This window comes from Gracilibacillus alcaliphilus, from assembly GCF_016909015.1.
Lineage (GTDB): Bacteria > Bacillota > Bacilli > Bacillales > Amphibacillaceae > Gracilibacillus > Gracilibacillus alcaliphilus.
The window spans coordinates 1-21,809 of record NZ_JAFBFA010000005.1 but is presented as its reverse complement, the minus strand read 5'-3'; the positions used below and the strand labels follow the sequence as shown (position 1 = coordinate 21,809).

At 37.2% G+C, this 21,809-nt stretch carries 24 protein-coding genes and 1 pseudogene; 8 read left to right on the top strand and 17 right to left on the bottom strand.

Annotated features, from left to right (window positions below; genetic code table 11):
- Positions 1 to 321 precede the first annotated feature (321 nt).
- Entirely contained in the window at positions 322 to 1,518 is a 1,197-nt protein-coding gene (locus tag JOD18_RS05385; RefSeq protein ID WP_204667923.1) for an MFS transporter, read from the top strand.
- A 69-nt stretch (positions 1,519 to 1,587) separates the two neighbouring features.
- On the opposite strand, the gene JOD18_RS05380 is transcribed toward JOD18_RS05385, so the two are convergent.
- The 4 genes from JOD18_RS05380 to JOD18_RS05365 are packed head-to-tail and all read right to left on the bottom strand — an operon-like array spanning position 1,588 to position 4,476.
- Positions 1,588 to 2,328 (bottom strand): LytTR family transcriptional regulator DNA-binding domain-containing protein, encoded by a 741-nt coding sequence (locus JOD18_RS05380; RefSeq protein WP_204667922.1) that lies wholly within the window; start codon positions 2,326 to 2,328, stop codon positions 1,588 to 1,590.
- Positions 2,329 to 2,333: 5 nt separating this feature from the next.
- The gene (locus JOD18_RS05375; protein ID WP_204667921.1) at positions 2,334 to 3,641 is read right to left on the bottom strand and encodes a sensor histidine kinase; all 1,308 of its coding nucleotides are present in this window, start codon (positions 3,639 to 3,641) and stop codon (positions 2,334 to 2,336) included.
- Positions 3,642 to 3,695: 54 nt separating this feature from the next.
- Entirely contained in the window at positions 3,696 to 3,869 is a 174-nt protein-coding gene (locus tag JOD18_RS05370) for a cyclic lactone autoinducer peptide (RefSeq protein ID WP_204667920.1), read from the bottom strand.
- Positions 3,841 to 4,476, bottom strand: a complete 636-nt coding sequence (locus JOD18_RS05365; RefSeq protein WP_204667919.1) for an accessory gene regulator B family protein — start codon at positions 4,474 to 4,476, stop codon at positions 3,841 to 3,843. The genes JOD18_RS05370 and JOD18_RS05365 overlap by 29 nt, the downstream gene beginning before the upstream one ends.
- 245 nt (positions 4,477 to 4,721) lie before the next feature.
- Between JOD18_RS05365 and JOD18_RS24555 the strand changes: the two are divergent.
- A pseudogene (locus JOD18_RS24555) lies at positions 4,722 to 5,634 on the top strand (TIGR01777 family oxidoreductase).
- Positions 5,635 to 5,738: 104 nt separating this feature from the next.
- Here JOD18_RS24555 and JOD18_RS05355 read toward each other — a convergent pair.
- The 4 genes from JOD18_RS05355 to JOD18_RS05340 form a co-directional block, all read right to left on the bottom strand.
- Complete coding sequence (locus JOD18_RS05355; protein WP_204667918.1) at positions 5,739 to 7,163, bottom strand: family 1 glycosylhydrolase; 1,425 nt, start codon at positions 7,161 to 7,163, stop codon at positions 5,739 to 5,741.
- A gap of 5 nt (positions 7,164 to 7,168) precedes the next feature.
- Positions 7,169 to 7,525, bottom strand: a complete 357-nt coding sequence (locus JOD18_RS05350) for a PTS lactose/cellobiose transporter subunit IIA (RefSeq protein ID WP_239587938.1) — start codon at positions 7,523 to 7,525, stop codon at positions 7,169 to 7,171.
- A 148-nt stretch (positions 7,526 to 7,673) separates the two neighbouring features.
- Complete coding sequence (locus tag JOD18_RS05345; protein WP_204667917.1) at positions 7,674 to 8,912, bottom strand: PTS sugar transporter subunit IIC; 1,239 nt, start codon at positions 8,910 to 8,912, stop codon at positions 7,674 to 7,676.
- Positions 8,913 to 8,933: 21 nt separating this feature from the next.
- On the bottom strand, positions 8,934 to 9,248 hold the full coding sequence (locus JOD18_RS05340; RefSeq protein ID WP_204667916.1) for a PTS sugar transporter subunit IIB: 315 nt from the start codon (positions 9,246 to 9,248) through the stop codon (positions 8,934 to 8,936).
- 156 nt (positions 9,249 to 9,404) lie between these two features.
- Between JOD18_RS05340 and JOD18_RS05335 the strand changes: the two genes are divergently transcribed.
- The 4 genes from JOD18_RS05335 (at position 9,405) to JOD18_RS05320 (ending at position 13,431) form a co-directional block, all read left to right on the top strand.
- Positions 9,405 to 11,306 carry a BglG family transcription antiterminator gene (locus JOD18_RS05335; RefSeq protein ID WP_204667915.1) on the top strand — a complete coding sequence of 634 codons (1,902 nt, stop codon included), beginning with the start codon at positions 9,405 to 9,407 and terminating at the stop codon, positions 11,304 to 11,306.
- Between the two features lie 155 nt (positions 11,307 to 11,461).
- Entirely contained in the window at positions 11,462 to 12,229 is a 768-nt protein-coding gene (locus tag JOD18_RS05330) for a class I SAM-dependent methyltransferase (RefSeq protein ID WP_204667914.1), read from the top strand.
- A gap of 21 nt (positions 12,230 to 12,250) precedes the next feature.
- Positions 12,251 to 12,757 carry a GNAT family N-acetyltransferase gene (locus JOD18_RS05325; protein WP_204667913.1) on the top strand — a complete coding sequence of 169 codons (507 nt, stop codon included), beginning with the start codon at positions 12,251 to 12,253 and terminating at the stop codon, positions 12,755 to 12,757.
- 101 nt (positions 12,758 to 12,858) lie between these two features.
- Entirely contained in the window at positions 12,859 to 13,431 is a 573-nt protein-coding gene (locus tag JOD18_RS05320) for a sugar O-acetyltransferase (RefSeq protein ID WP_204667912.1), read from the top strand.
- A gap of 235 nt (positions 13,432 to 13,666) precedes the next feature.
- Here JOD18_RS05320 and JOD18_RS05315 read toward each other — a convergent pair whose 3' ends face one another.
- The 7 genes from JOD18_RS05315 to JOD18_RS05285 all read right to left on the bottom strand — a co-directional run bounded on the left by JOD18_RS05315 (position 13,667) and on the right by JOD18_RS05285 (position 19,048).
- The gene (locus JOD18_RS05315) at positions 13,667 to 14,293 is read right to left on the bottom strand and encodes a LysE family transporter (RefSeq protein WP_204667911.1); all 627 of its coding nucleotides are present in this window, start codon (positions 14,291 to 14,293) and stop codon (positions 13,667 to 13,669) included.
- Positions 14,294 to 14,319: 26 nt separating this feature from the next.
- Complete coding sequence (locus tag JOD18_RS05310; protein ID WP_204667910.1) at positions 14,320 to 14,739, bottom strand: DUF2000 family protein; 420 nt, start codon at positions 14,737 to 14,739, stop codon at positions 14,320 to 14,322.
- A gap of 1 nt (position 14,740) precedes the next feature.
- Positions 14,741 to 15,568: an AraC family ligand binding domain-containing protein gene (locus JOD18_RS05305; protein ID WP_204667909.1), complete on the bottom strand. Its 828-nt coding sequence runs from the start codon at positions 15,566 to 15,568 to the stop codon at positions 14,741 to 14,743.
- A 304-nt stretch (positions 15,569 to 15,872) separates the two neighbouring features.
- Entirely contained in the window at positions 15,873 to 16,478 is a 606-nt protein-coding gene (locus JOD18_RS05300) for a hypothetical protein (protein WP_204667908.1), read from the bottom strand.
- A 48-nt stretch (positions 16,479 to 16,526) separates the two neighbouring features.
- Positions 16,527 to 17,162 carry a pentapeptide repeat-containing protein gene (locus JOD18_RS05295; protein ID WP_204667907.1) on the bottom strand — a complete coding sequence of 212 codons (636 nt, stop codon included), beginning with the start codon at positions 17,160 to 17,162 and terminating at the stop codon, positions 16,527 to 16,529.
- Between the two features lie 136 nt (positions 17,163 to 17,298).
- Positions 17,299 to 17,661, bottom strand: coding sequence for an 8-oxo-dGTP diphosphatase (locus JOD18_RS05290; RefSeq protein WP_239587937.1), 363 nt, complete (start codon positions 17,659 to 17,661; stop codon positions 17,299 to 17,301).
- 277 nt (positions 17,662 to 17,938) lie between these two features.
- The gene (locus JOD18_RS05285) at positions 17,939 to 19,048 is read right to left on the bottom strand and encodes an MGDG synthase family glycosyltransferase (protein ID WP_204667906.1); all 1,110 of its coding nucleotides are present in this window, start codon (positions 19,046 to 19,048) and stop codon (positions 17,939 to 17,941) included.
- A 101-nt stretch (positions 19,049 to 19,149) separates the two neighbouring features.
- Between JOD18_RS05285 and JOD18_RS05280 the strand changes: the two genes are divergently transcribed.
- Positions 19,150 to 19,968, top strand: coding sequence for a metallophosphoesterase (locus JOD18_RS05280; RefSeq protein ID WP_204667905.1), 819 nt, complete (start codon positions 19,150 to 19,152; stop codon positions 19,966 to 19,968).
- Here the strand turns inward: JOD18_RS05280 and JOD18_RS05275 are convergent.
- On the bottom strand, positions 19,961 to 20,509 hold the full coding sequence (locus tag JOD18_RS05275) for a YkoP family protein (protein ID WP_204667904.1): 549 nt from the start codon (positions 20,507 to 20,509) through the stop codon (positions 19,961 to 19,963). The genes JOD18_RS05280 and JOD18_RS05275 overlap by 8 nt on opposite strands.
- 197 nt (positions 20,510 to 20,706) lie before the next feature.
- Here JOD18_RS05275 and tlp point away from each other — a divergent pair, with 197 nt between their 5' ends.
- On the top strand, positions 20,707 to 20,931 hold the full coding sequence (tlp, locus tag JOD18_RS05270) for a small acid-soluble spore protein Tlp (protein ID WP_204667903.1): 225 nt from the start codon (positions 20,707 to 20,709) through the stop codon (positions 20,929 to 20,931).
- A gap of 89 nt (positions 20,932 to 21,020) precedes the next feature.
- On the opposite strand, the gene JOD18_RS05265 is transcribed toward tlp, so the two are convergent.
- The gene (locus tag JOD18_RS05265; protein WP_204667902.1) at positions 21,021 to 21,476 is read right to left on the bottom strand and encodes an SRPBCC family protein; all 456 of its coding nucleotides are present in this window, start codon (positions 21,474 to 21,476) and stop codon (positions 21,021 to 21,023) included.
- Between the last annotated feature and the right edge of the window lie 333 nt (positions 21,477 to 21,809).

Sequence of the window (21,809 nt, the reverse complement as noted above, 5' to 3'; positions counted from 1 at the left end):
TCCATCAGATCGTTGATGACGGACAATTCTGGGGAGACTGCTCTTTTTTTGTCCGTCAGATTGCTGATGACGGACAGTTTACAGCACTTAACCATTTTTTGTTCGTCAAATTGTTCTGACCTTCTCTCTTATGATGTATTCCGGAACTGTTTATAAGTTGAATTTTCTAAAACAATTTGGTTTACAAGTCCTTTCTCTTTATGCTTTAATATTGTTTGCGGCAATTAGAAAAGTTGTATAATGATTGATAAACCAACTAGCCTAGCAAATTTGCACGGGGCTAGATTTATTTTGTTTAAAAAGACAGGAAAGGAGCAGTCCATGACAACGAAACAGAGATCAAGAAATCTTGTCCTGCTTGTTTTTATGCTTGGGACATTCGCCGTTGGGATGACAGAATATGTGGTAACAGGGTTACTTACACAATTTGCTAATGATTTGGGAGTCGCCGTATCAACAACTGGGTTACTTTTAAGTGTATACGCAATCAGCGTAGCCATCTGTGGTCCTATTCTAAGAATTGTTACCCTGAAATATTCTCCTAGACCATTATTGGTCGGATTAATGGCCTTATTTGTTATCAGCAATATTATTGCAGCAACAGCACCTACATTTGAGATTCTGTTAGTATCCAGATTATTTTCTGCCATGATGCATGCCCCATATTTCGGTTTATGTATGGCTATAGCAGTCAATATTTCCGCACCTCATAAACGTACCAGTGCAATTGCAGCCGTACAAGGAGGGCTTACCATTGCAATTATGCTTGGTGTACCATTTGGCTCCTTTCTTGGGGGAATGTTGGACTGGCGGTTGGTATTCTGGTTTATGGCAGCTATTGGTTTGCTCACCTTAATTGGACTGGCGATCGTTACACCGACAGAAAAACTAGCAAAAGCACCACAATTGAAACAAGAATTAAAGATGTTCAAAAACAAAAACGTGTTTATGATGATTATCGTAATTATCTTTGGATTCTCTGGCGTCTTTACCGCCTATACCTTTAAGGAACCAATGCTGCGGGAATTTGCAGAGTTTGGCGTAGCTGGTGTTACGGGGGCGTTATTCTGTTTTGGATTAGGTGCTGTAGCAGGAAATTTTGTTTCCGGTAAAATTAGTGAACACCGCTTAACCGAAAGTTTAATGGTAGCGCTAGGTTTCTTAGCAATCGTATTAATTCTCTTTACCTTTGCCATCCAAATTACACTATTAGCTTTTCTATTCAGCTTTTTATTTGGTGTCGGAACATTTGGAACATCACCACTTCTTAATGCCAAGATTATTCTAGCAGCTAAAGAGGCTCCCCTCTTGTCTGGTACAATTGCTGCTTCAGTATTTAACTTATCGAATTTCATCGGTGCTGCCCTTGGCAGTCTTTTATTAGAAAAAGGATTTTCTTTTGTAGCCATCACGATGATAGCTGGCGTTATTATTGCCTTTGGCTTAGCACTAACTGTACTTACTCACTATATTGAAGATAAATCAGTCTATCAGATGGTAGAACAAGAAACACATTAAGGCAAACATCTATTAGATTCCGAGCTTTTCCTGATCAGAAGAGCATGATCGGAATCTTTTTTGTTCCCCTTATCCTATTCTACTCTCCTTCAATGCTCTTAACAGTTTTTTCATTGCGCGATGAGACACAAAGCAAATTTCGTTATTTTTCATTAAGATTTCTCCAGTTATTACATTTATCTCTGCAATATTATGTACATTGACAACGTAAGCACGATGACAGCGACATAAACACTTGTGTAGTGGTTCAATTTTCTTTAACTTGCCATAAAACTCTACTTGACGGTTAGCCGCATGAAGAATAATCCGGTGTTTATTAGGGGATGTCTCGAAAAACATAATATTTTGGTATTCTTCAATGATCACTTTCCCCTTATTACGAACAGAAAATACGGGTTGTGTTCTTTTCGTTTGTAACCGTTGGTGGGCTAACTCCAAGCATTCTTTCACCTTTTTTTTCACATGCTGAAAATCCCCTTTCGTAATATAGTCCATTGCTTCCACTTTATACGTAAAGGTTAATGCCATCAATTCAGGATGGGTAGTAATAAAAACCAGGGCACCTTGCTGATCATATTCACGAATCTTTGCCGCCAATTCAATTCCTTCTGTTTCTGTCTGTAAGTAAACGTCTAGGAAATAGATACCCTTTACTTGATTCTCTTGTAAATATTCTATAATATCCTTTGGATTGTCCGTTGAAACAGCTATTGCCATATCCAATGAGGCACTCTCAATATAAGTCTGAATAAAATTAGTTAAGCGCTCTCTTTGCTGTTTTTCATCTTCGCAAATAAATACTTCCAGCACGATCATCACGCTCTTTCTAGTATTGCTATACCAATTTCTTGGACAAAGGAGCCATCCTCTGATATGTAAGTATCTAATGTGACACCTTCACATTCTGATAAAATTTCTCTGAGGTTAGCTAATCCAAGACCTCTATTCTCCCCTTTCGTCGAAAATCCTTTTTTATAAATTTGATGGATAGGAGGAACTTCCCGGCAGCTATTCTTCACGATGATGATATGAAGGTTCTCTTTCTCGACAAAAGCAATTTCCAAGCGCGGGTAGTCACACAAGACTGCCTCTTCAATGGCATTATCTAAAATAATACCTAAACTGCGGCATAACTTCATTGTATCAACATGCAGCTCTTCGATCGGTTCTGCAATATCCACAACGGTTGAAATATTTAAATCCTGAGCCTTTATGATTTTATTAGAGACAATCCCTTTTACCTCTTGCACTTTCACCTTAGACAATGCTCCTAATTGATAGTTATTGGACTCAAACTTTTGGCCAATGGGAATAATCTTCTCGGAGAAATATTTCTTTAGCTTTTCTAAGTCATTAAGACTTAAATAAGCTGACATCGTAGAGAGAATATTAATATAATCATGACGAAACTTCCTGATTTCATCATATTGTAATTCCAGTGCTTCTGTATATTCACGCAGCTGTTCATTTTGAATACGTTCATTTTCCATCCGAAAGTTATTAGCAGCTGATCGAATTAAAATAATAAACGTAGTGAATAATAAAATTGTATAAAAAATAAACAAAATACCATTCGCACGCACATTCTCATAACTAAATCCCTGCTGTTGACCGATGAAAATATTTATATAAAATATCACAATCGTAAATATTAAAAAGGCGATAATCATTTTGCCATAGACACCTTCGAGGAAATTATAGATTTGGAACTTTTTAAAAATATATCGTAGAAATAAACTTGCTGCAATAATTAAAATAAATTGAATACCTAATGTTAATAGTAATTTCAAATCTGAATTAATGTTTAATGGGGCTTGAACTTCTACTTGATGTAGTAGAATTTGTGCGCCATAATCACTTAATACGAATAAAATAGTTGTCAAACATGGAATAATGATACTGGGAATAATTTTTTTCGTTTTCAGAGATAGGCACAAAATAAAAAAGATTAAAACAGAAAAAACACCTATAATTCCCAATGTGAAATATAGTAAGCATCCTAAAATTTGAGAAAATATAAACATTAGCATAAACAACTTAGCTCCGAAGTTCCTCTCTGACATTATATAAATCCCTAATAAAATTGCTAATAATTGAAAAAACAACACAAAAAAAGTAAGCATAAACATCACCACCTTGTTTTATGCTTACAGTATATCACATATATCTATGAATAATTACTTATCCAATCTATCCTTCATCAATAATTCTTTCGGTACTTCTGGTTCATAAGAAAAACCAATACATTGAGCTTCTGTTGACTGATTACCGACCTTAATCGCTACATCTCCAACTACTTTTGCAACACCTTGCTTCATGTTACTAACTAGCTTGCTCTTCATACTGTTCATAATTATCATAGCTCCTTTTTAAAAGTTTATATGAAACTGGCAGTATGCTGATCACTTGAATAGCAACACCAGTAAACACCAAAGTACTGATCATTGGCATTGGCACAATGACTGCAATAAGCATTAATACCATACAGGTAATCACAGATTGATTACGTAGCTTTTTTCGTCTGTTTTTTCCCAACAATGGGTGCTTCTCAGTATCTGCTGGCGCAAATAGATAGACGAAGAAGATACAAACCAGGAATAAAGGTAGCAATATATAATTATTTATGACAATATCCTTCATCATATAAGGGATTACAACGAATAAGACAATACTTAACAGGGTACAAATAGTACTTGATTTGGCATGCAAACCAAACGATGACCTTCTAAGTAGGAAATATGACCCATGCAAGATTAATGTTTCAAAAAAGATATTTAAAAGAATAGCTAACCCATATACTATTATTCCTTTTGTAATATTTGTCAAAATGACACCTACACCCAGCTTCATTTTGAGATAATCTATCTCTTCCAAACGATTACGCTCTTTCACCCACAGGGCAATCTTGTTAGCAATAACTTCTGTTATGGATACTCTTTTTTCGACTTTAGATAACAAAATGATCACCCCTTCTGTTCCATTGCCATCACTTTATCACAATTTTCTTCTAAATAGTTACAACTATTCCTAAATGAGACGTTTTTATGGTTAAACGTACCTGATATGTGGAATATATCACTTTTTCTGTTTAAAAATGTTTATTTTAATAATAGAAAAAAGAAATTTGTCTTATCCTGATGACCATTTCTTTATTTAGAAAAAAAGGGTAGTATAGTGATAAGAACTAGTGAAGGAGGATGGATATGCGGCATATTCTCATAACTGGCGGAACAGGGCTAGTCGGCAGAGAACTGGCAGCACTTTATGCAGATAACGGGGAACAAGTTACTATTCTTACGCGTACCAACCGATCTTCTGACCATAAACATATTACCTATCTAAATTGGCAGGAAGATGATTGGGAATCAGCTATGCCTAATAAGATTGATATTGTTATTAATCTAGCTGGTGCAAGTCTTAGTGAACGATGGACCAAAGAACATAAAGAAGCTATGTTACAAAGTCGAATCGAAACAACCGAACGTTTATATGCATATTTCCAAACACGAGACTATCAACCTGATATCCTGTTTAATGCAAGTGCTATTGGTTTATTACCCACCTTCCAAGTCTGCGGAATACGATGAAACAAACACTTATCCGGCACCTCATGATTTCCTATCAACCATTGTACACCAATGGGAAAAGATGGCAAGCAAATTCAAGCAATTTGGTACAAGGGTAGTCATTGGTCGTTTTGGGGTTATTTTTTCAGAAAGGGGCGGTGCACTGGAGAAAATGGTATTACCTTATAAACTTTATGCCGGCGGAAATCTAGGAGATGGAAAGCAATGGTTTTCTTGGATTCACTTGGACGATGTCACTCAGGCTGTTTTGACTTTAATAGAAAATGAACAGGCGCAAGGTGTATATAATATTTGCAGTCCTAAGCCAATCAAGCAAAAAAATCTGGGTAGATTAATTGGCCGAATCCTAAACCGTCCTCATTGGGTATCAGCACCTGCTCCGCTATTACGAACGGTTCTTGGCGAGCAAGCAACCATTATCTTAGATCTACAGAAAGTACTGCCTCAACGTTTAATAGAGGAACAGAACTTTACCTTTCGCTATCCGGCTGCCTTATTAGCATTAGAAGACATTTTGTCTAAAAAATAAAATTAGTTGTTTTCCAATAGCATCAAAAAAAACGGCTGTTGCACCATTAGGTACCTGATTGGGCAACAGCCACTTTCTCTTACTGGATTTCATATTTTCAATTGTCAAAGGAACAACGAACGGCCATGAGAGGCTATCACTTTTTGATACCAATAAAAACTATCCTTTTTAAGCCGCTCTAATGTTTTGATATCTGTATCATTACGATCAATATAGACAAATCCATACCGCTTCCTAAAACCACTGGAGGTACTTAGTAAGTCGATAAATGACCATGGTATATACCCCCATACTTCTACCCCGTCTTTGATTGCTGCATGCATCTGCAGGAGATGATCACGGAGAAAATCTATTCTCTCTTGATCATGAATTTGCTTATTTTCTGTTAACTCATCAAGCGTACCAATCCCATTCTCTGTTATCATAATGGGTACCTGATAACGATCATAAATTTCATTTAACAGATATCGAAAACCAATCGGATCAATATCCCAGTCCCATCTTGTTTTTGCTGTATATGGATTGACGACTCCCTCAAATATGCCGGGTACATTATCATATTGTGTATCATCATTATCGCCATCATAGTTCATCTTTAACTCTTTCTTTTCCACTCCAGGCGGCACATATTTGACGACTTGTGATTGATAATAATTAATTCCGATGAAATCCGAAGTTGCGGTTTGAATACACTCCATATCGTCTGCTTCAATCGTAGGCTCAATCCCTTTTTCTACTAAATAATTCCATACAAATGGCTTGTACGTCCCTTTCATATAAAGGTCCATAAATAAATAGGTTCTTAAATCATCTGCATGCTTAGCAGCCAGAATATCCTCAGGTTTGGAGGTAGCTGGGTAATTTGGAATAACTCCCAGAGCCGGTCCAATCTTTGCCTCTGGAAGCATGGCACGACACAAATGGATGGCTTTGGCATGAGCTAGTGTCATAATATGGTTCATCTCATATTTCTGCTTTTCTAATGGAATAGAAGGATCAAATTCCATTAGATACGGCAATTGAAACATATTACTTTGTTCGTTAATGGTCAGCCAGTATTTCACATCTTGAAAGTGCGTAAACAATATTTCGCAATATGCCTCAAAGTCGTTTATCACTTTCCGAGACGACCAACCTCCATATTCTTCCTGCAAACATTGCGGTAAATCAAAATGATAAATAGTGACAATCGGCTCTATCTGATTTTCCCTCAATTTATTAATAATGCCGCGGTAAAAATCAATTCCTTGTTGGTTTACCTTCCCGCGTCCATCAGGCAATATCCTCGGCCAGGAAATAGAGAAGCGGTATGCCTTCAAACCTAGCTCCTTCATTAATTCAATATCTTTTTCCCAATGTTGATAATGACCAGAGGCAACGCTGGGATCTGCGTAGTTTTTATTCATGTTTTTTTCCACTACCGATAATGTTTTCCCATGACTAAGATGTTCCCCTTCAATTTGATAGGCAGAAGTAGCCGCCCCCCATAGGAAAGATTTTGGAAACAACAGATTCGTTTGGTTAGGCACCTACATCACTTCCCATTGTCTTCTAATTTTTTTATTCTTTGATCCAATGAACGAGAGAGTCTTACTAAATTTCTCGCTAGGTTCCACTCACTCATAACAGTCATCAAATGATCTTGCGCATGAGTAAATAAAGTGGAGAAAACAATCTCCTCTCCCCTCGCCTCTTGTTGAATTGTTTCTGTTTGAACAGAATGTGCCTGAGACATATGTTTCTTCGCTTGTGCCAGTTTCTCCTCTGCTGCTTCAAAATCAAAAGTCTCTGCAGCCTTCAGAGCAGATTGAATATCGGCACGTGCATTTCCTGCCCCTAATATAATTTGCATCGATACTTCTTGTAATGCTTCCATATTATCTTGACTCAAATGAATCCCCCCTAAAACTGATTGAAAAACTCGACTTATCTTTACGTCTTGTCAGTGAAAGCCTTGTTTTTTTGATAAAGTAAGACTTCCTCAGCAATTTTCATCACTCGCCGAGGCAGTTTACCTTAAAAGTGAATATGACAGGCTTCTAAGCTTCCGCCTGCTGCTCTTCCTGTACTTTCTGGTTATCATATACCTTAACAAATGGATACCATATAATTAATGACACTGCCAGGTTGATAACTAACAATAGCAAGCCACTAATATCTGTATTCACCAGATAAGTGGAAATACCAATAGGTACATACCATAGTTGCATCACCTCTGCAGGTAAAGTAATCACTCCTAATGAAAGAACAAAATAGGTGATCGCTGGAATAATAATACCATTTAACCACATCGGAATCATTAAGATGGGATTAAAAGCAACAGGAGCCCCAAACACTACTGGTTCATTTATATTGAAAATAGATGGCACGATCGTGACTCGGCTAATAGCTTTCAAGTGGTTGGACTTTGCAATAATTAACATAATGATAACCAAAGGCAAGGTTGTTCCCATACCACCAATCCAGATCCAGCCCATCATCGTTTCAAAAGTATGAATACTTGCAGGCTCTAAGCCTTGTGCTACTTGTGCAGCGTTTTGTTCAATTCCAGCCATCCAAATTGGAAAGACAATCGGATATAAAGCCCATGGACTGATACCAAATGAGTATAAAAACACACTAATCAGAGTAATCAGCACAAAACCGGCAAAGCTTTGACCAATACGATTTAACGGTTCAAAAATACTTAGAATCGATGCATAAAGATCCACTGTACCTACGACTGTAACAAGCCAGCCTGCTAACAATAAAATAGTGATCGGTACTATCGTATCAAACCAAACAATAATAAAATCCGGTAATGAACTTGATTCTTTAAAAAATGACATTTTACTAAATATATAGAACACAAAACCAACTAGTAATCCAACAATGATAGCAACAAACATACCGTTTGCTCCAAATCTTTCAAACGAAAAGATAATTTGACCTTCTTCATTAAAAGTTGGAGACAGCAGCAATAGAAACATTGCTGCACCAGTTAATCCGGCAACTAACTTACGGTCATTTTTCTTTAGCTTCTCCATAATAAAGTATGGAGTTAAGAAAGAAATAAACAGACTCATTAACCCAAATGAAAAATCACTAATTGGCTGTAAGTTAGGCATATTCGGTATAAAATCATTCAAGATCATAATCAAGGTGATAAGAGACCCAACAAGGATTAAAGGTAATACCCCCATGATTGCTTCCTGAACGGCAGATACCCATGCATTTCTAGTAATTTTGTTCATTTTGGGCGCAAAAGACCGATTCATATATTCAATTAATTTATTCATGTTTATCCAGCCTCCGTAAGATTATTTCAGCCCTAGCTCCTTCACAATGATATCAAGCCCTTTGTCCCCATTCAGTGTTCCGTAAGTCATTTGATCGATTAGTTGATAAGGGATATCTGTACCTGACAATTGCTCTGCAATATCTTCCTGTATATAGCTCAAATGCGGCGCTATCAGCACCATACTGATTTTATCCAGATAATCCGTTAATTCAGATTCACCACGAGCTAACACTTCTACTTCCAGTCCTCTTTTCTTAGCTGCCTTACGGATATTTTGAGCTAAAAACCCACTAGAAGCACCACCGCTGCAAATTAACAAGATTGTTTTTTTCATCTGTCTTCCTCCTCATGTAAAATGTAGTTATATTATCTCTAATTACAGAAATACTAACCAATAAACAAGTTGCCTACCTACTGGCAACTTATTTATTTTCATTCTGAACAGGACACGTTTATAATGAAAGAAATCTAACACAAGGAGGAGATATGGATGAAAGAAAAAAATATTCAAGCCCTCATTCATCTGCTGCAGGAACAGCAAGAATGGATGAAATCACAGCAAATTTTAGACTATTTACAAATCTCTTCCCGCACACTCAGAAACTATATAAAATATATCAATGAGCATTATCAAGATTCATTTTTTATTGAATCATCCAGTGCTGGGTATCGTTTAAAAGTCATCAACACAAATGGAACTGCTCCAGCAAAAGAGAAAGATTCATCTAATCGAATGTATTATATCCTGCAGCAACTGATTCTGGCAGAGGATGGCGTGAACATCTTTGATTTGAGTGATCATTTATTCGTAAGCGTTCCAACGATTGAAAAAGATCTCATCGAATGCAGAAAGTTTATCAAATTGTATGACCTCACGATACAACGTTCCAAAGATCTCTTATTTCTACAAGGTAAGGAAATAAACAAACGGAAAATAATGAGTGCAATTTACTATCGGGAGTATAATACAACCTTTTACAATATCATTGATTTAGAAAATATCTTTGGTTATGAATTACATGAATTTAAAAATCAATTACTCCACATTATCCATAGCCATGGCTATGATATAAACGAATACACATTAGGCAATATTATTTACCATATTATCATTTCTATCGAAAGGATACAGGACCATCAATATATCCATTCACACACCTATCCTTTTAAAGAAGAGTTCATTTCTATAGACGCTCTGGATGAAATTAAGCAATTAATAGAATCTTATTTTCAAGTCAATATAGATGAGAATGAATTATATTATTTACAAGCACTGATTAGCAGCAAAACGACATATATCAAGAAAGCAAATTATGTACAAACAGACTATCTCGATTTAATTAATGATATTATTCGAAACGTAAATGAGAGTTATTTAATCCATTTAGATGATGAAGAATTTAAAACAAAATTCGCCTTACACGTCCAAAATATGGTGATTAGGGCAGCTAACGATTTTTCATTCAAGAATCCGTTAACACAATCGATCAAAACGTCATCACCACTTATTTATGACTTGTCTGTTTATATCAGCAACCTTATTTCAGAAAAATTAAATATCCGTGTTCAAGAGGATGAAATAGCCTATATTGCCTTACACGTGGGTAGCTGTTTAGAGTTAAAGCAAAAGACTAGTGATCAATTAGAGGCAGTACTCATTTGCCCAGCCTATAATCATCTACCTTTTCAAATCAAAGAAAAGATTGAGCAATACTTTACCAGCCAACTAGTCATAATACGGGTAATTACAAGATTAGATAAAGAATTAGCTGAGTTGGAGGCGGACTTAATTATGACAACCATTGACCTTCCTGTTCATGCTAATAGTGAACCGGTTGTCATCAGTTCCTTTATTACAATGGATGATATTTTCAAGATTCAGCAGCAAATGAACAAAATAAAACATATCAAACAGCAGCAATGGATGAAGCAAAGCCTGCTTTCCCTATTTGACAAGAGGATGTTTATGGTAACCGATCGTACATTTACAGATGAATTTGATGTCATTCATTTTATTACCAAACAAATGGAAGCATTGAATTTGGTTCAAGTAGACTTTGTCGAAAATGTCATTAAAAGAGAAAAATTATCATCTACCGCCTTTAATAATATTGTAGCCGTTCCTCACTCGATCAAGATGGATGCCTTACAGACGTCAATAGCCGTATTGATCACAGATAAACCGATCAAATGGGGAGAGGCTACTAATATTAGAATTGTCTCTTTAATTGCTATGAACAAAAATGAACGGAATATCTATCGTGATATATATGATGAATATATTAAAATCCTTGCCAGTCCAGCGAATGTTAGTAAACTTGCCAGTTCTACAACATATGAAACGTTTATTGATCAATTGATAACCTTTATTGAACAGCAAGCAGAATCATGAAATAAGCCATGTCTACTTAAACCGTGACATGGCTTATTTTTCTGACAATGGATAAATCAATGGACATTCTACAGACAGTTGCACAGGGATGAATACAATGGAAACCATAAATGATATACTAAAGTAAATATTTTATGATGAAAGTAGGAGAAAATATGTCTTATACCAAAATCAACGAACAGCTCTGGGACAGATGGAGCCAAGAGGGGGATCAATGGACACGGCCAATCTCATCAGAGGAATTCCAGCAAGCCCAACAAGGAAATTGGCATGTTTTATTGACACCCACTATTCCTGTACCAAAAGAATGGTTTGGCTCCTTACATGGTAAACGGGTACTTGGCCTAGCATCCGGCGGCGGCCAGCAAGGTCCAATTTTCTGTGCCTTAGGTGCCGATGTCACGATAATGGATCAGTCTGCCGCACAATTAGCCACCGAAAAAGCCGTTGCAGAGCGAGAAGGTTATGATATTGAGTTAGTCAAAGCCGATATGACTCAGCGTTTTCCCTTTGACAATGACTCCTTCGATCTTATTTTCCACCCTGTTTCTAATACCTATGTGGAAGAACTTGCATCTATTTGGGAAGAGTGCTATCGTGTGTTACGGCAGGGAGGTCGATTGTTAACAGGCTTTACCAATCCGGAAATCTATATGTTTAATGAGGTCGAGAAACTGGAAGATATCCGCTTAGTTCATCCACTTCCATATAACCCATTAAAAGACTTTACAGACGCAGAACGGGAAGCCATTATTAAAGAAGAAGGCTTGCAATTCAGTCATACGATGGAGACGCAAATCCGAGGACAGCTGCAGGCAGGTTTCTTGTTAAAGGATTTCTATGAAGACTATGCCAATGCAGATGAATATATTCTGTCCCACTATTTTCCACAATTCTATGCCAGTCTTGCCGTCAAACTATAACAACAGTGAAAGGTGATACAAATGAAACTACGAACACTCGAAGAAAAAGATTTACCATTTGTCCATGAATTAAATAACGAACACTCGATTATGACCTATTGGTTTAGAGAACCTTATGAATCACTTACTAAACTTAAACATTTATATAACAAGCACTTTTTAGATGCCTCCGAAAGAAGGTTTGTGGTAGAGGATGGGGAACAGCTTGTAGGAATTGTCGAGTTAGTAGGTATCGACCATATCCACCGAAATTGCGAAATCCAAATTATTATCAAACCTGAATTCGGCGGCAAAGGCTATGCCAAATACGCCTTTAAAGAAACAATCGATTACGCCTTTAACACACTTAATATGTATAAAGTATTTCTGTATGTGGACACAACGAATGAAAAGGCCGTTCATATTTATACGAAACAAGGATTTGTAATGGAAGGTACACTGAAAGAGCATTTTTATACCAATGGCGCTTATAAAGATGCCTATATTATGTCGATCTTTAAAAAGGATTGGCTGGGAGATAAAGAATAATCAGGCTTCCATTGCGACTTCCTTGTTCCCGAAGTTTGCAGACAGGCGCTTGTTTCACATAAACGACTGACAATGAATTTTTTAATAGGGAGATGACTTTTATGGATATGGAAGAATTCATCAAATTCTGTAAGGAAGGCAATCCCATCTCGGGGGAGGATAAAGAACTACATGGACTGTTGGTTCAATGCAGTTACGAAGCTCAGAGGATCACGATGCAACTAAATACCTCCTATCATTCCCACAAAGAAATAGTAGAGATTTTTAGCGAATTAACAGGCAACGAAGTAGATTCATCTTTTACTTGCTTTCCGCCATTCTATACCGATTTCGGCAAAAATATCACATTTGGAAAAAACGTCTTCCTAAATACAGGCTGTTCGTTTCAAGATCGAGGCGGCATTGAGATCGGAGACGGTGCACTAATCGGTATGAATGTCACCATTGCTACACTTAATCATGGATTATCTTTAGATACAAGAAACACTACCTACTCCTCTCCTGTCAAGATTGGCAGCCAAGTCTGGATTGGTTCCAATGCTACGATTCTACCTGGTGTTACGATTGGTGATAACTCTGTCATTGCGGCTGGAGCGGTTGTAACAAAAGACGTGCCAGCCAATACCGTGGTAGCAGGTGTACCGGCTAAACCACCAGTGAAGGAAATAAGCTGAAACGATAGAAGACATTGTTTCAGCTTTTTTATAAGCGTTTATTCACCCAGACAACTGCCGATGACATCGGTATATGGGGCTAGTGAAAAAGACTTTCGTGTGGTGACGGTTCATGACGCTATGGCACAAACACGCGAGCAAAAAATGGATAATATTGGTTTTGATATTGTATAAAACCGCTGATGCATGAGCAGTTCTCCTGCATTAAGCAAGACTTCACTACTGTAAGCCCCATTTATTCCATCACTGTCTTTACACCAAATCCAATCAACAGTACACCCGTTAATTTTTGAAGCATTTTTTGGAAGACAGGCTGTTGCAGCCATTTCTTCGCATGATCTAAGCAATAGACTAAGATCAAAAACCAGCCCACTGCGATAAGAGTAAGGATAAGCCCTAAAGTAATCAGCTGCTGATTGATATTTCCGCTCATATCAATAAATGGAGGCATAAAGGTAATATATACTAATACGGTTTTAGGATTTAGTATATTACTGATCGTCCCTTGCAGATAGGATTCTTTATAATGGATTGTCTGATCAGCAGCTGTTTTGTCTTCTTTCACAGCATTTAAGGCCAGAGTTCCTTGTGTAAAAAAAGCTCTTATGCCTAAATAAACCAGATAAGCTGCCCCTAAATATTTAATAATAGTAAAAAGCAGAACTGACTGGGCAATAACAACCGATAAACCCAGTACAGCAACTCCTGTCCAAAAAGTTAGACCTGTCGCCATCCCCAATATTGTATATCTTCCGGCCTTTGCACCATAGCTGATTGTATTTTTCATAATCAATACGGTATCTGCCCCAGGCAGCATGGACATCATTAAGGCCATCAAGATAAAAGCAAATAAATTATCCATCTCAAACCCTCTTTCCGTGAGTTAGTCTACCTTAACAAAGGAAGATCCCCTGTTAAATGATTAATCTTTTTCTTTTCCCCATAGATAGCCAGTCCTAGATATTGATAGTCTTCTTTTGATGTCTGCTGCAGTTTTGTTATGTATTCTTGATAGGTTTTACAGTTTTGTGCCACATCTGAAAAATCAACCATGATCAAATCAGCAAAAGCTTCATGAAGTCCTTTTTCTCTTAATTGCCGGAGCAGCTCTGTATTTCCCTTTAAGATCGGAACTGGTGTCTTTACAATCCCTATATGCTCCACGCCAGAGCGATCGGTAACACTGCTTCCTGCCAATTTAGGAATATACTTTCCTAATGTGATTCCTAAGATAGCCGATGTATTAGCAATCAGTCCTAATGGAAGCTGATCATCAATCACCATCACACATTTCGCTTCGTTAGACACGTTAGATATCTCCTTTACTTTGATAAATTTTCATATATTGTTTCGGGGTCACCCCGATCATCCTTTTGAAAAACTTTGTTAAATGGCTTTGATCACTAAAACCTGCCAAGAAACTGACTTCAACCGGTTTTGTCCCTTGCTCTAACATTTTTTTGGCATGGTGAATGCGAATAGTTTCCAAGTAATTATAAGGAGAGATTCCTTTTTGTTGAGTAAACGACCTTAACAGATGATACTTGCTCCAGCCTGTCAGGTTACTCAGTTCCTCTAAGGTGATGGTTTGGGTATAATGTTCTTCTAAATAGGCACAAACAACCTTAATTGGATAAGACGGTTCTGAAGCAGGCGGCAAAATGGGCAAGTTGGAATTTGTTTGAATCAACTCTTCCAGCAAATATAAAAACAGCTCCTCTTTCTTCATTTCTTTCTCTTCTTGGGAGATTGTCATATGCAATTCCCTTAGACTAGGTGCCAATTTACTGGCTGCTAATACATTTTGTTGAAAGTGAGGCAGGATTTCGTTTCCTTGGATTTCATACATGAACTTTTTCATCACATCTGCTGTTATGTTTAGACAGCGATAATCTAACGTTTTGCCATCTATCTGTTCACAGCTGTGTATATCATATGGATTAAATATCAATACATCCCCTGGATTGATAATATATTCTTCTCCTTGGCAAACTAAATAACGCTGGCCTTCTTCGATAAAACCTATCACGTAATATTCATGAAAATGGGCAGGGAATTTCTGCATAATCCCTTTAAAACGATAGGCCTCCATATTTAAGTCTGGATCCAAATAAACTGTTCGCACTTCTTGTACCATCCCATTCCCCTCCTTATCGCTATAACTGTATCATGGTTACTAACTATTTTCTTGTATGATGTTGCGATTTCAGCCATGTTAATTTGTTGATACCATTCTTTTTTTCATAAAGCAAGCTGATAAACAAACAGCCTCCTTAGCTATGTTTCATCTATTGCTACCGATATCCGTTCCGGGAAATCGCTTTCTTTATCCGCAACCACAAGCTGCGAAACACCGTAATCCAATCTTAAAAAAAGCTGCTGTGGTTGTTATTAACCACATGCAGCCCTGTAAAGTTTACATCTATCTAGTATAGAGTATTTTACTTTTTATCACGTCTAAACAAACCCTTCATGATGGAACGAAAAATAAAATCATCAGGTGTTACTTTTAGTTTGGCAATAGGCGGTAATGGCTGTTCAGCAATCCACTCTGCTTTTGATCCACCTTGAATAAAAGCAGCCCTTGGCAGTATATAAATAGTCCCCTCACTCCATAACTCTCCTGACCAGTCTCGGTTAAGGGAAAAATAATAATATCTTTTTTTCTCTGTCAGCACACAAAGGTTTTTTAAGGTTCCTTTGTATGCTGTTCGGTTAATCACCGCAAAGAATAAAGACCACAGACCATCTGATGAGGCAAAGATTGCTGTTACCGGCGTACCATTGGCTAATGTCTGTTCCCTCGGTTCAAACATTCCTATATTAGGTTGTTTAGAGCCATGTACCAGACAATTTTTATTCTCGATAATATAGTATAAAAAGAAGTGCAGGGGATAAGCACCCTGATAACTTTCTGATTCACCTGTTTGCAACTGGTGATAGGCTTTTTCAAAGTCATCATACATATCATTTGTAAAAGCAGGATATGTCATTGTAGAAAAAGCCAGCCGATCTAAGAAGAATTGCTGTAATTTCTCCTTCAGCATGAGTCCCCTCCTTTTAATGGAAATATACTGTAGCAGGTTTGTTTCCTACTAATCTTTAACAACCACTCCCATTAAAGAGGCCAGCTGAACTGCTTGAGCAGAGGATACTTTACAGCCATTTAAATCAGCGATAGACACAGTAAGCCGATCAAACTTAGATGTGCTAAGGTCAACGTCTTTTAAAGCTGTTTGCTCAAAGTTTGCTTCATTGAGATCACATTGTTCAAATCCGATCTTTTTGAATGTGCAATCATAGAAATCTGCATGGTGCAAAACAGATTCTTGAAATAACACTTTTTCCAGCTTTGAATCGCCGAATGCCACCATATTTAAGATAGATTGCTCAAATTTCACATTCCCAAGTGAAGATTCCGTAAAATCACTTCCAAGTAATTTACAGTTAATAAATTCGACCCGATGGATCGAGGCGCCACGCAAATTAACATTCGATAAATCACAATTCTCAAAACGGACATCTGTCAGCTGAATATTGCAGAAATCAGTATGATTGAATTGGCAATTCTTCAAGACAGTATTGTATATTCGTGCTCGATCTACTGCTTCATTGGTAAATTCAGAATCTTCCACCAAACACATCTCTAATTCAGGATCTTCTTCATAGAAAATATCACTAAAATGCTTCGATGTTAATTCCGGTGATATCTTTGGGCTTGTCAGTTTCATCGTATCTCCTCTTTCCATTATTAATTACGGTCCTATCTACGCTGATGAACATCTTATTTCATAAAGTGAAACTAGCTGCAATCCTATGTTTCACAGACACTCTTCATTTCGGTGTAACTCATTTGCCAGTCTCCTATTATAACAAACTGATATTCCACTTACCTTCTTGTCTTTGATAGTAAAACTCCGAAATGCTAGCATCGATAAACACCTTATACATCTCTAGAAAATCACTTGCCAGCGTATAATCTGTGAGCGTTTGTTTTTCAATCCAGAACACCTCTCCCTCCTCTGAACTTTTCAATTCTCCAGAGAATTTCTTTGTCTTATACAGTAAGACCACATATCGTTCATTTTCATTCGTTTGAAATTGTTTGGTACCGCATAAGATGGGATGGCTTATCCGTAATCCTGTTTCTTCTTCTACCTCACGTACGACTGAATCGTGAAAAGATTCTCCTTTCTCTATATGTCCCCCCGGAAAAGCAATCCCGGCCAATTAGCATTCACTCTGTCTTTAACCAAAGTTTGTCCCTTCTCATTCTCGATCATACACATATTGGTAAAAACAGCTAATTCCGAACGTCCCACGCTGTCTACACTTCATTCTTTACGATTTGCATTATATCCATTATAGCAAAACGCTGGAGAGAGACACCACTATTTTCACAACTGTCGCTATCCCCTCTCTCATCTTCCGTAAGGGCTGCTTATTGTTCATTATCACCATTTACATTTCTTTGAATGCTTACAAGAACCGTTGCACCGTGGTAAAGCTAACTCATCATTACTTTCAGTATCTCTGTCAGCGATTTTTTCTCTAAGTTCTTATGATAATCTGTTATATTTTTTTGATATTGTTTTTGCCAGACCTCATCGGAAAAATATCGGATAATTTGGTCCTCTATTGATCCATGATCTGTGTTTATGGGGATAACAACTCCTAATTCCTGCAGCTGTTCTAAATTAATTTTTTCCTGTCCGGGCAGAGCATGATAAATAAACACTGCTTTATTCTTTTTTAAACATTCACTAATCGTTACACCGCCCGGCTTTGTGAGTACTGCGTCTACTTTATCATATAATTGATTCATCTCTTGTTTGCTAGTCAGATATGGAATTGGTGTCACATGGGGGTCGCTCCTGCTTACTAACTGCTGATACAATTTTTCATTCTTCCCGCATAATACATAATAATGAAGATTTTTATGGGAACTTCGATTGGACAGTATTTGATATATTTCCCCTACTCCTAAACTTCCGCCGCTGACCAAAACAGTGATATTCCTCTTGTCCTCTGGCAGAGAAGCTGTTTGCACAAATGCCTCGTGTACAGGAATGCCAGTAACAAAAATATGCCCCTCTTTTACACCATGACTCATTAAGAATGCCTTCACTTGTACAGTTGGTACGATATGATAGTCTATCCCGTCAATCCCCCATACCCGATTGACAAAATAATCGGTATAGACATTTACCGTAACTGCAGCTAGTTTTCTATTTCTTTTTAGTCTGCTTGCAAGATGAGATGGTAAGGAATGTGTACAGAAGAGGATGGCAGGCTCTGTTTCCCTTATCAGCCGTTTAAAAAAGTAAGTAAATATTGCCTCATATAGAAGCTGTCTGTTTCTTTTTGAGACTTGCTTGTAGGCAAGCTGATCATACAGCCAATTATAGGACTGTGGAATCTGTTTAATCCAAAACAAATAAGTAGAAGAAACGAGGCATTCTATTCTGCCATAACTATAAGATAAAATATCGACTTTTTGACAAGGAATGGTGTGATTCATCTTCTGAAATGCCTCCATTAAAGCATCAGCCACATGATGGTGTCCTGTAGGGATTTGCATAAAAGGTAAAAATAATGCTTTTTGGTTATCTTTCATTTCTAAAAACCTCCGCTTCTCGATGCTACTTATATCCTGCAATTACCAATGAAATAACCTGCACGGCAATGTTATACTCCTAATTGGAGAGGAGCGATACCATGACCTATATTTTGATCGTATTACTATTCATCACCGGCAGCATCTTAATCTATAAAGCTTATACCAATACAAAAGATATAAAGATAAATAAAGTGAAAATAGAGGCGGAAAACACCTTAAATGACACAACACTTTCTATTCTTCATCTAACTGACTTACATTTAGAAAATATTTCTATAACTCCTCTTGAACTGGAGAAAAAACTGGCGGATGAAACACCTGATATGATTGCATTAACGGGCGATTTCCTAGATCGTAAAAAGACCATTCCAAAACTTATCCCCTATTTAAAAGTATTGCAGGGGATGCAGCCTAAACATGGCATATATGCCGTGTTTGGAAACCATGATTACGTTCTAAAGGAGCAGGATTTTCGCAAACTAAAAGATCTGCTCATTCAATTCGGCTGTCATGTTCTCCAAAATGAAAGTGAAACCATCACAATCAATGGCCAGTCCATTCATATTATCGGTATTGATGACTACAGTACCAATCGGAGTGACCTAGCAGCCGCCTTTAATAATATTGATCATGGAACCAAACTTGTGTTAACACATGACCCTACCGTTGTGCTTGAAATGGAACATTACACGTTTGACTATTTATTGGCAGGGCATTTTCACGGCGGTCAAATATGCTACCCGAAAGCCTATCATTTAGTTAGCATGGGACAACTGGCACGAAGAAATATGATAAAAGGACTGCATACGCACAATAATGCCCCATTCTATATTAGTGAAGGACTTGGACAAACAGGAATCAATATCCGGATCGGCAGCAGGCCTGAGATCACCTTTCATAACATGCTGATCAAATAGAAGAACGATATTTATTTATCAATATATCTTTAGACATAAATAAATAGACAGGATCTTTTCGCTTTGTATTTGCAATAAAATGTATCAATAAAAACGATAACTTTTTGTAGGTGCGATAATAGGTGTTTTCAATGGGAAATGCTTCAAACCCCAGCCTGTTCGCACCTTTATTTAATGAGGTAATCCCAACAACCCCTTTTATTTGACTGCTTTTGGGGTGAACTTTCACATAATAAGCCAATCGCGGCAGTGCTTGTTTCACTTTTTGGTAAGTATAGAGAGCCCTTTTCGTTTCATTATTGATCATTTGTAAATCATTTAACATCCGCACATTATGCAAATGTATTTTTAGCAGCAGATCATGTTTTCGAATAATCGTACCATCTTGAAGCTTAACTTCACGGCCTTGATACGTTGTCATCCTCACTCGAAATAAAGTTCTATTATCATCTGCTTGATTTTCTACTACATAATGCAAACGAGAACATGCATAGTAAATCGGATCCACCACATTCCACACTCGTAATAAATAGTTTCTCATCAGCTGCTCCTTCTTCCATCACAAGATAACATCGCCTACTGTCATCAATTTTTCCTGATTAAATCATCATTTAGTTTGTTAATTATTGAAAAAAATATCAAAGGTATTTTTTAGTAAAAGGAGATTCTTATAAGATGTATAAAAAGGAGGCATTTCGACATACTATACGAGGAAATGAACGAAAAGGAGGAATACGAATGACAAAGCCAAAACCAGATGACCGTTCTGATAATGCTGAAAAAATTCAGAACACTATCGGTCACACTCTGCAGAATATGAATGAAGCTGAAGATTTTGTGAAAGCCCATGCGGACGAAATGAGTTCCGAAGATAAACAAGCTATCGAAGCGAAGAATAAAAGACGGCAGGAAAGTATCGAAGGACTGCGGGCAGAAATAAAAGACGAAGCAGGTCAAGAATAACACCAACCCTCACAAGACAGTCATCTGTCATCGTGAGGGTTTATTGTCATATGTGAAGTCCTCTGGATCATTTATCACATAACTAGTTATTATTCCGCTGGCTTTCCATCCAGCACAAGATTTAATGCTATCTGATGTTCAAGCCAAGCCTTCATCCCACAAAGCACCATGGTAAATCCCCCCATGGAATCAATAGCATGACGAACCATGTCATCTCCCTCACCCGTAAATCCCGAATTGATAATGGTGACAACCGTTCCGCTTCCCTGCTTTGACGTAAATAGCCATCGGTCTTGGGTTCCATCTGACCATTCTATCAAAATTTCTTCATTCTTCTTTAAAGTTTTGACATATAACGTATCAGAGATGTCAAACATCTCCCATGCCCAGGTAATATGCTTTCCCTCTTCTAATTTACCACTGCTTTTGGTAAACCAAAATTTTGTCGTTATTTCCGGGTCAACTAAAGCTTCAAATACTTCGGAAATAGGCCTATGGATAAGCATCTGCGCTTGTACAACCGGCACCTGATGTAATGTAATCATATTCGTTCTCCTTTCATCCTTAGTATGATGGATATGACAAGGCTTCTCTTTATCATATTTCACTTCTCCAGTCCTTACATTACCCAAACTTCACCAATTTTAAACTTTCTGATTATTTTTATTTACATTATATAGTAATTAATTCATATGGAACTTTTTTCTTATCCAGCAAAATTGCTATTAGGAGCTGGACATAGCTATTCTTGAATAAGAATGTAAGCATGAAAAATCATATACATTCTGGTGTATGAAATAATTAATTCGTACACAAAAAGTCCCATTGACTATGCTACGATTGAAATACTTAACCAAGTTTAATCAATCATCCACCAA

Excerpts from the sequence above, each read along its gene's own strand:
- JOD18_RS05385 (WP_204667923.1), top strand. The coding sequence starts at position 322 with ATGACAACGAAACAGAGATCAAGAAATCTTGTCCTGCTTGTTTTTATG.
- JOD18_RS05375 (WP_204667921.1), bottom strand. The coding sequence starts at position 3,641 with ATGCTTACTTTTTTTGTGTTGTTTTTTCAATTATTAGCAATTTTATTA.
- JOD18_RS05370 (WP_204667920.1), bottom strand. The coding sequence starts at position 3,869 with ATGAACAGTATGAAGAGCAAGCTAGTTAGTAACATGAAGCAAGGTGTT.
- JOD18_RS05345 (WP_204667917.1), bottom strand. The coding sequence starts at position 8,912 with ATGAATAAATTAATTGAATATATGAATCGGTCTTTTGCGCCCAAAATG.
- JOD18_RS05340 (WP_204667916.1), bottom strand. The coding sequence starts at position 9,248 with ATGAAAAAAACAATCTTGTTAATTTGCAGCGGTGGTGCTTCTAGTGGG.
- JOD18_RS05335 (WP_204667915.1), top strand. The coding sequence starts at position 9,405 with ATGAAAGAAAAAAATATTCAAGCCCTCATTCATCTGCTGCAGGAACAG.
- JOD18_RS05330 (WP_204667914.1), top strand. The coding sequence starts at position 11,462 with ATGTCTTATACCAAAATCAACGAACAGCTCTGGGACAGATGGAGCCAA.
- JOD18_RS05325 (WP_204667913.1), top strand. The coding sequence starts at position 12,251 with ATGAAACTACGAACACTCGAAGAAAAAGATTTACCATTTGTCCATGAA.
- JOD18_RS05320 (WP_204667912.1), top strand. The coding sequence starts at position 12,859 with ATGGATATGGAAGAATTCATCAAATTCTGTAAGGAAGGCAATCCCATC.
- JOD18_RS05315 (WP_204667911.1), bottom strand. The coding sequence starts at position 14,293 with ATGGATAATTTATTTGCTTTTATCTTGATGGCCTTAATGATGTCCATG.
- JOD18_RS05305 (WP_204667909.1), bottom strand. The coding sequence starts at position 15,568 with ATGGTACAAGAAGTGCGAACAGTTTATTTGGATCCAGACTTAAATATG.
- JOD18_RS05300 (WP_204667908.1), bottom strand. The coding sequence starts at position 16,478 with ATGCTGAAGGAGAAATTACAGCAATTCTTCTTAGATCGGCTGGCTTTT.
- JOD18_RS05295 (WP_204667907.1), bottom strand. The coding sequence starts at position 17,162 with ATGAAACTGACAAGCCCAAAGATATCACCGGAATTAACATCGAAGCAT.
- JOD18_RS05285 (WP_204667906.1), bottom strand. The coding sequence starts at position 19,048 with ATGAAAGATAACCAAAAAGCATTATTTTTACCTTTTATGCAAATCCCT.
- JOD18_RS05280 (WP_204667905.1), top strand. The coding sequence starts at position 19,150 with ATGACCTATATTTTGATCGTATTACTATTCATCACCGGCAGCATCTTA.
- JOD18_RS05275 (WP_204667904.1), bottom strand. The coding sequence starts at position 20,509 with ATGAGAAACTATTTATTACGAGTGTGGAATGTGGTGGATCCGATTTAC.
- tlp (WP_204667903.1), top strand. The coding sequence starts at position 20,707 with ATGACAAAGCCAAAACCAGATGACCGTTCTGATAATGCTGAAAAAATT.
- JOD18_RS05265 (WP_204667902.1), bottom strand. The coding sequence starts at position 21,476 with ATGATTACATTACATCAGGTGCCGGTTGTACAAGCGCAGATGCTTATC.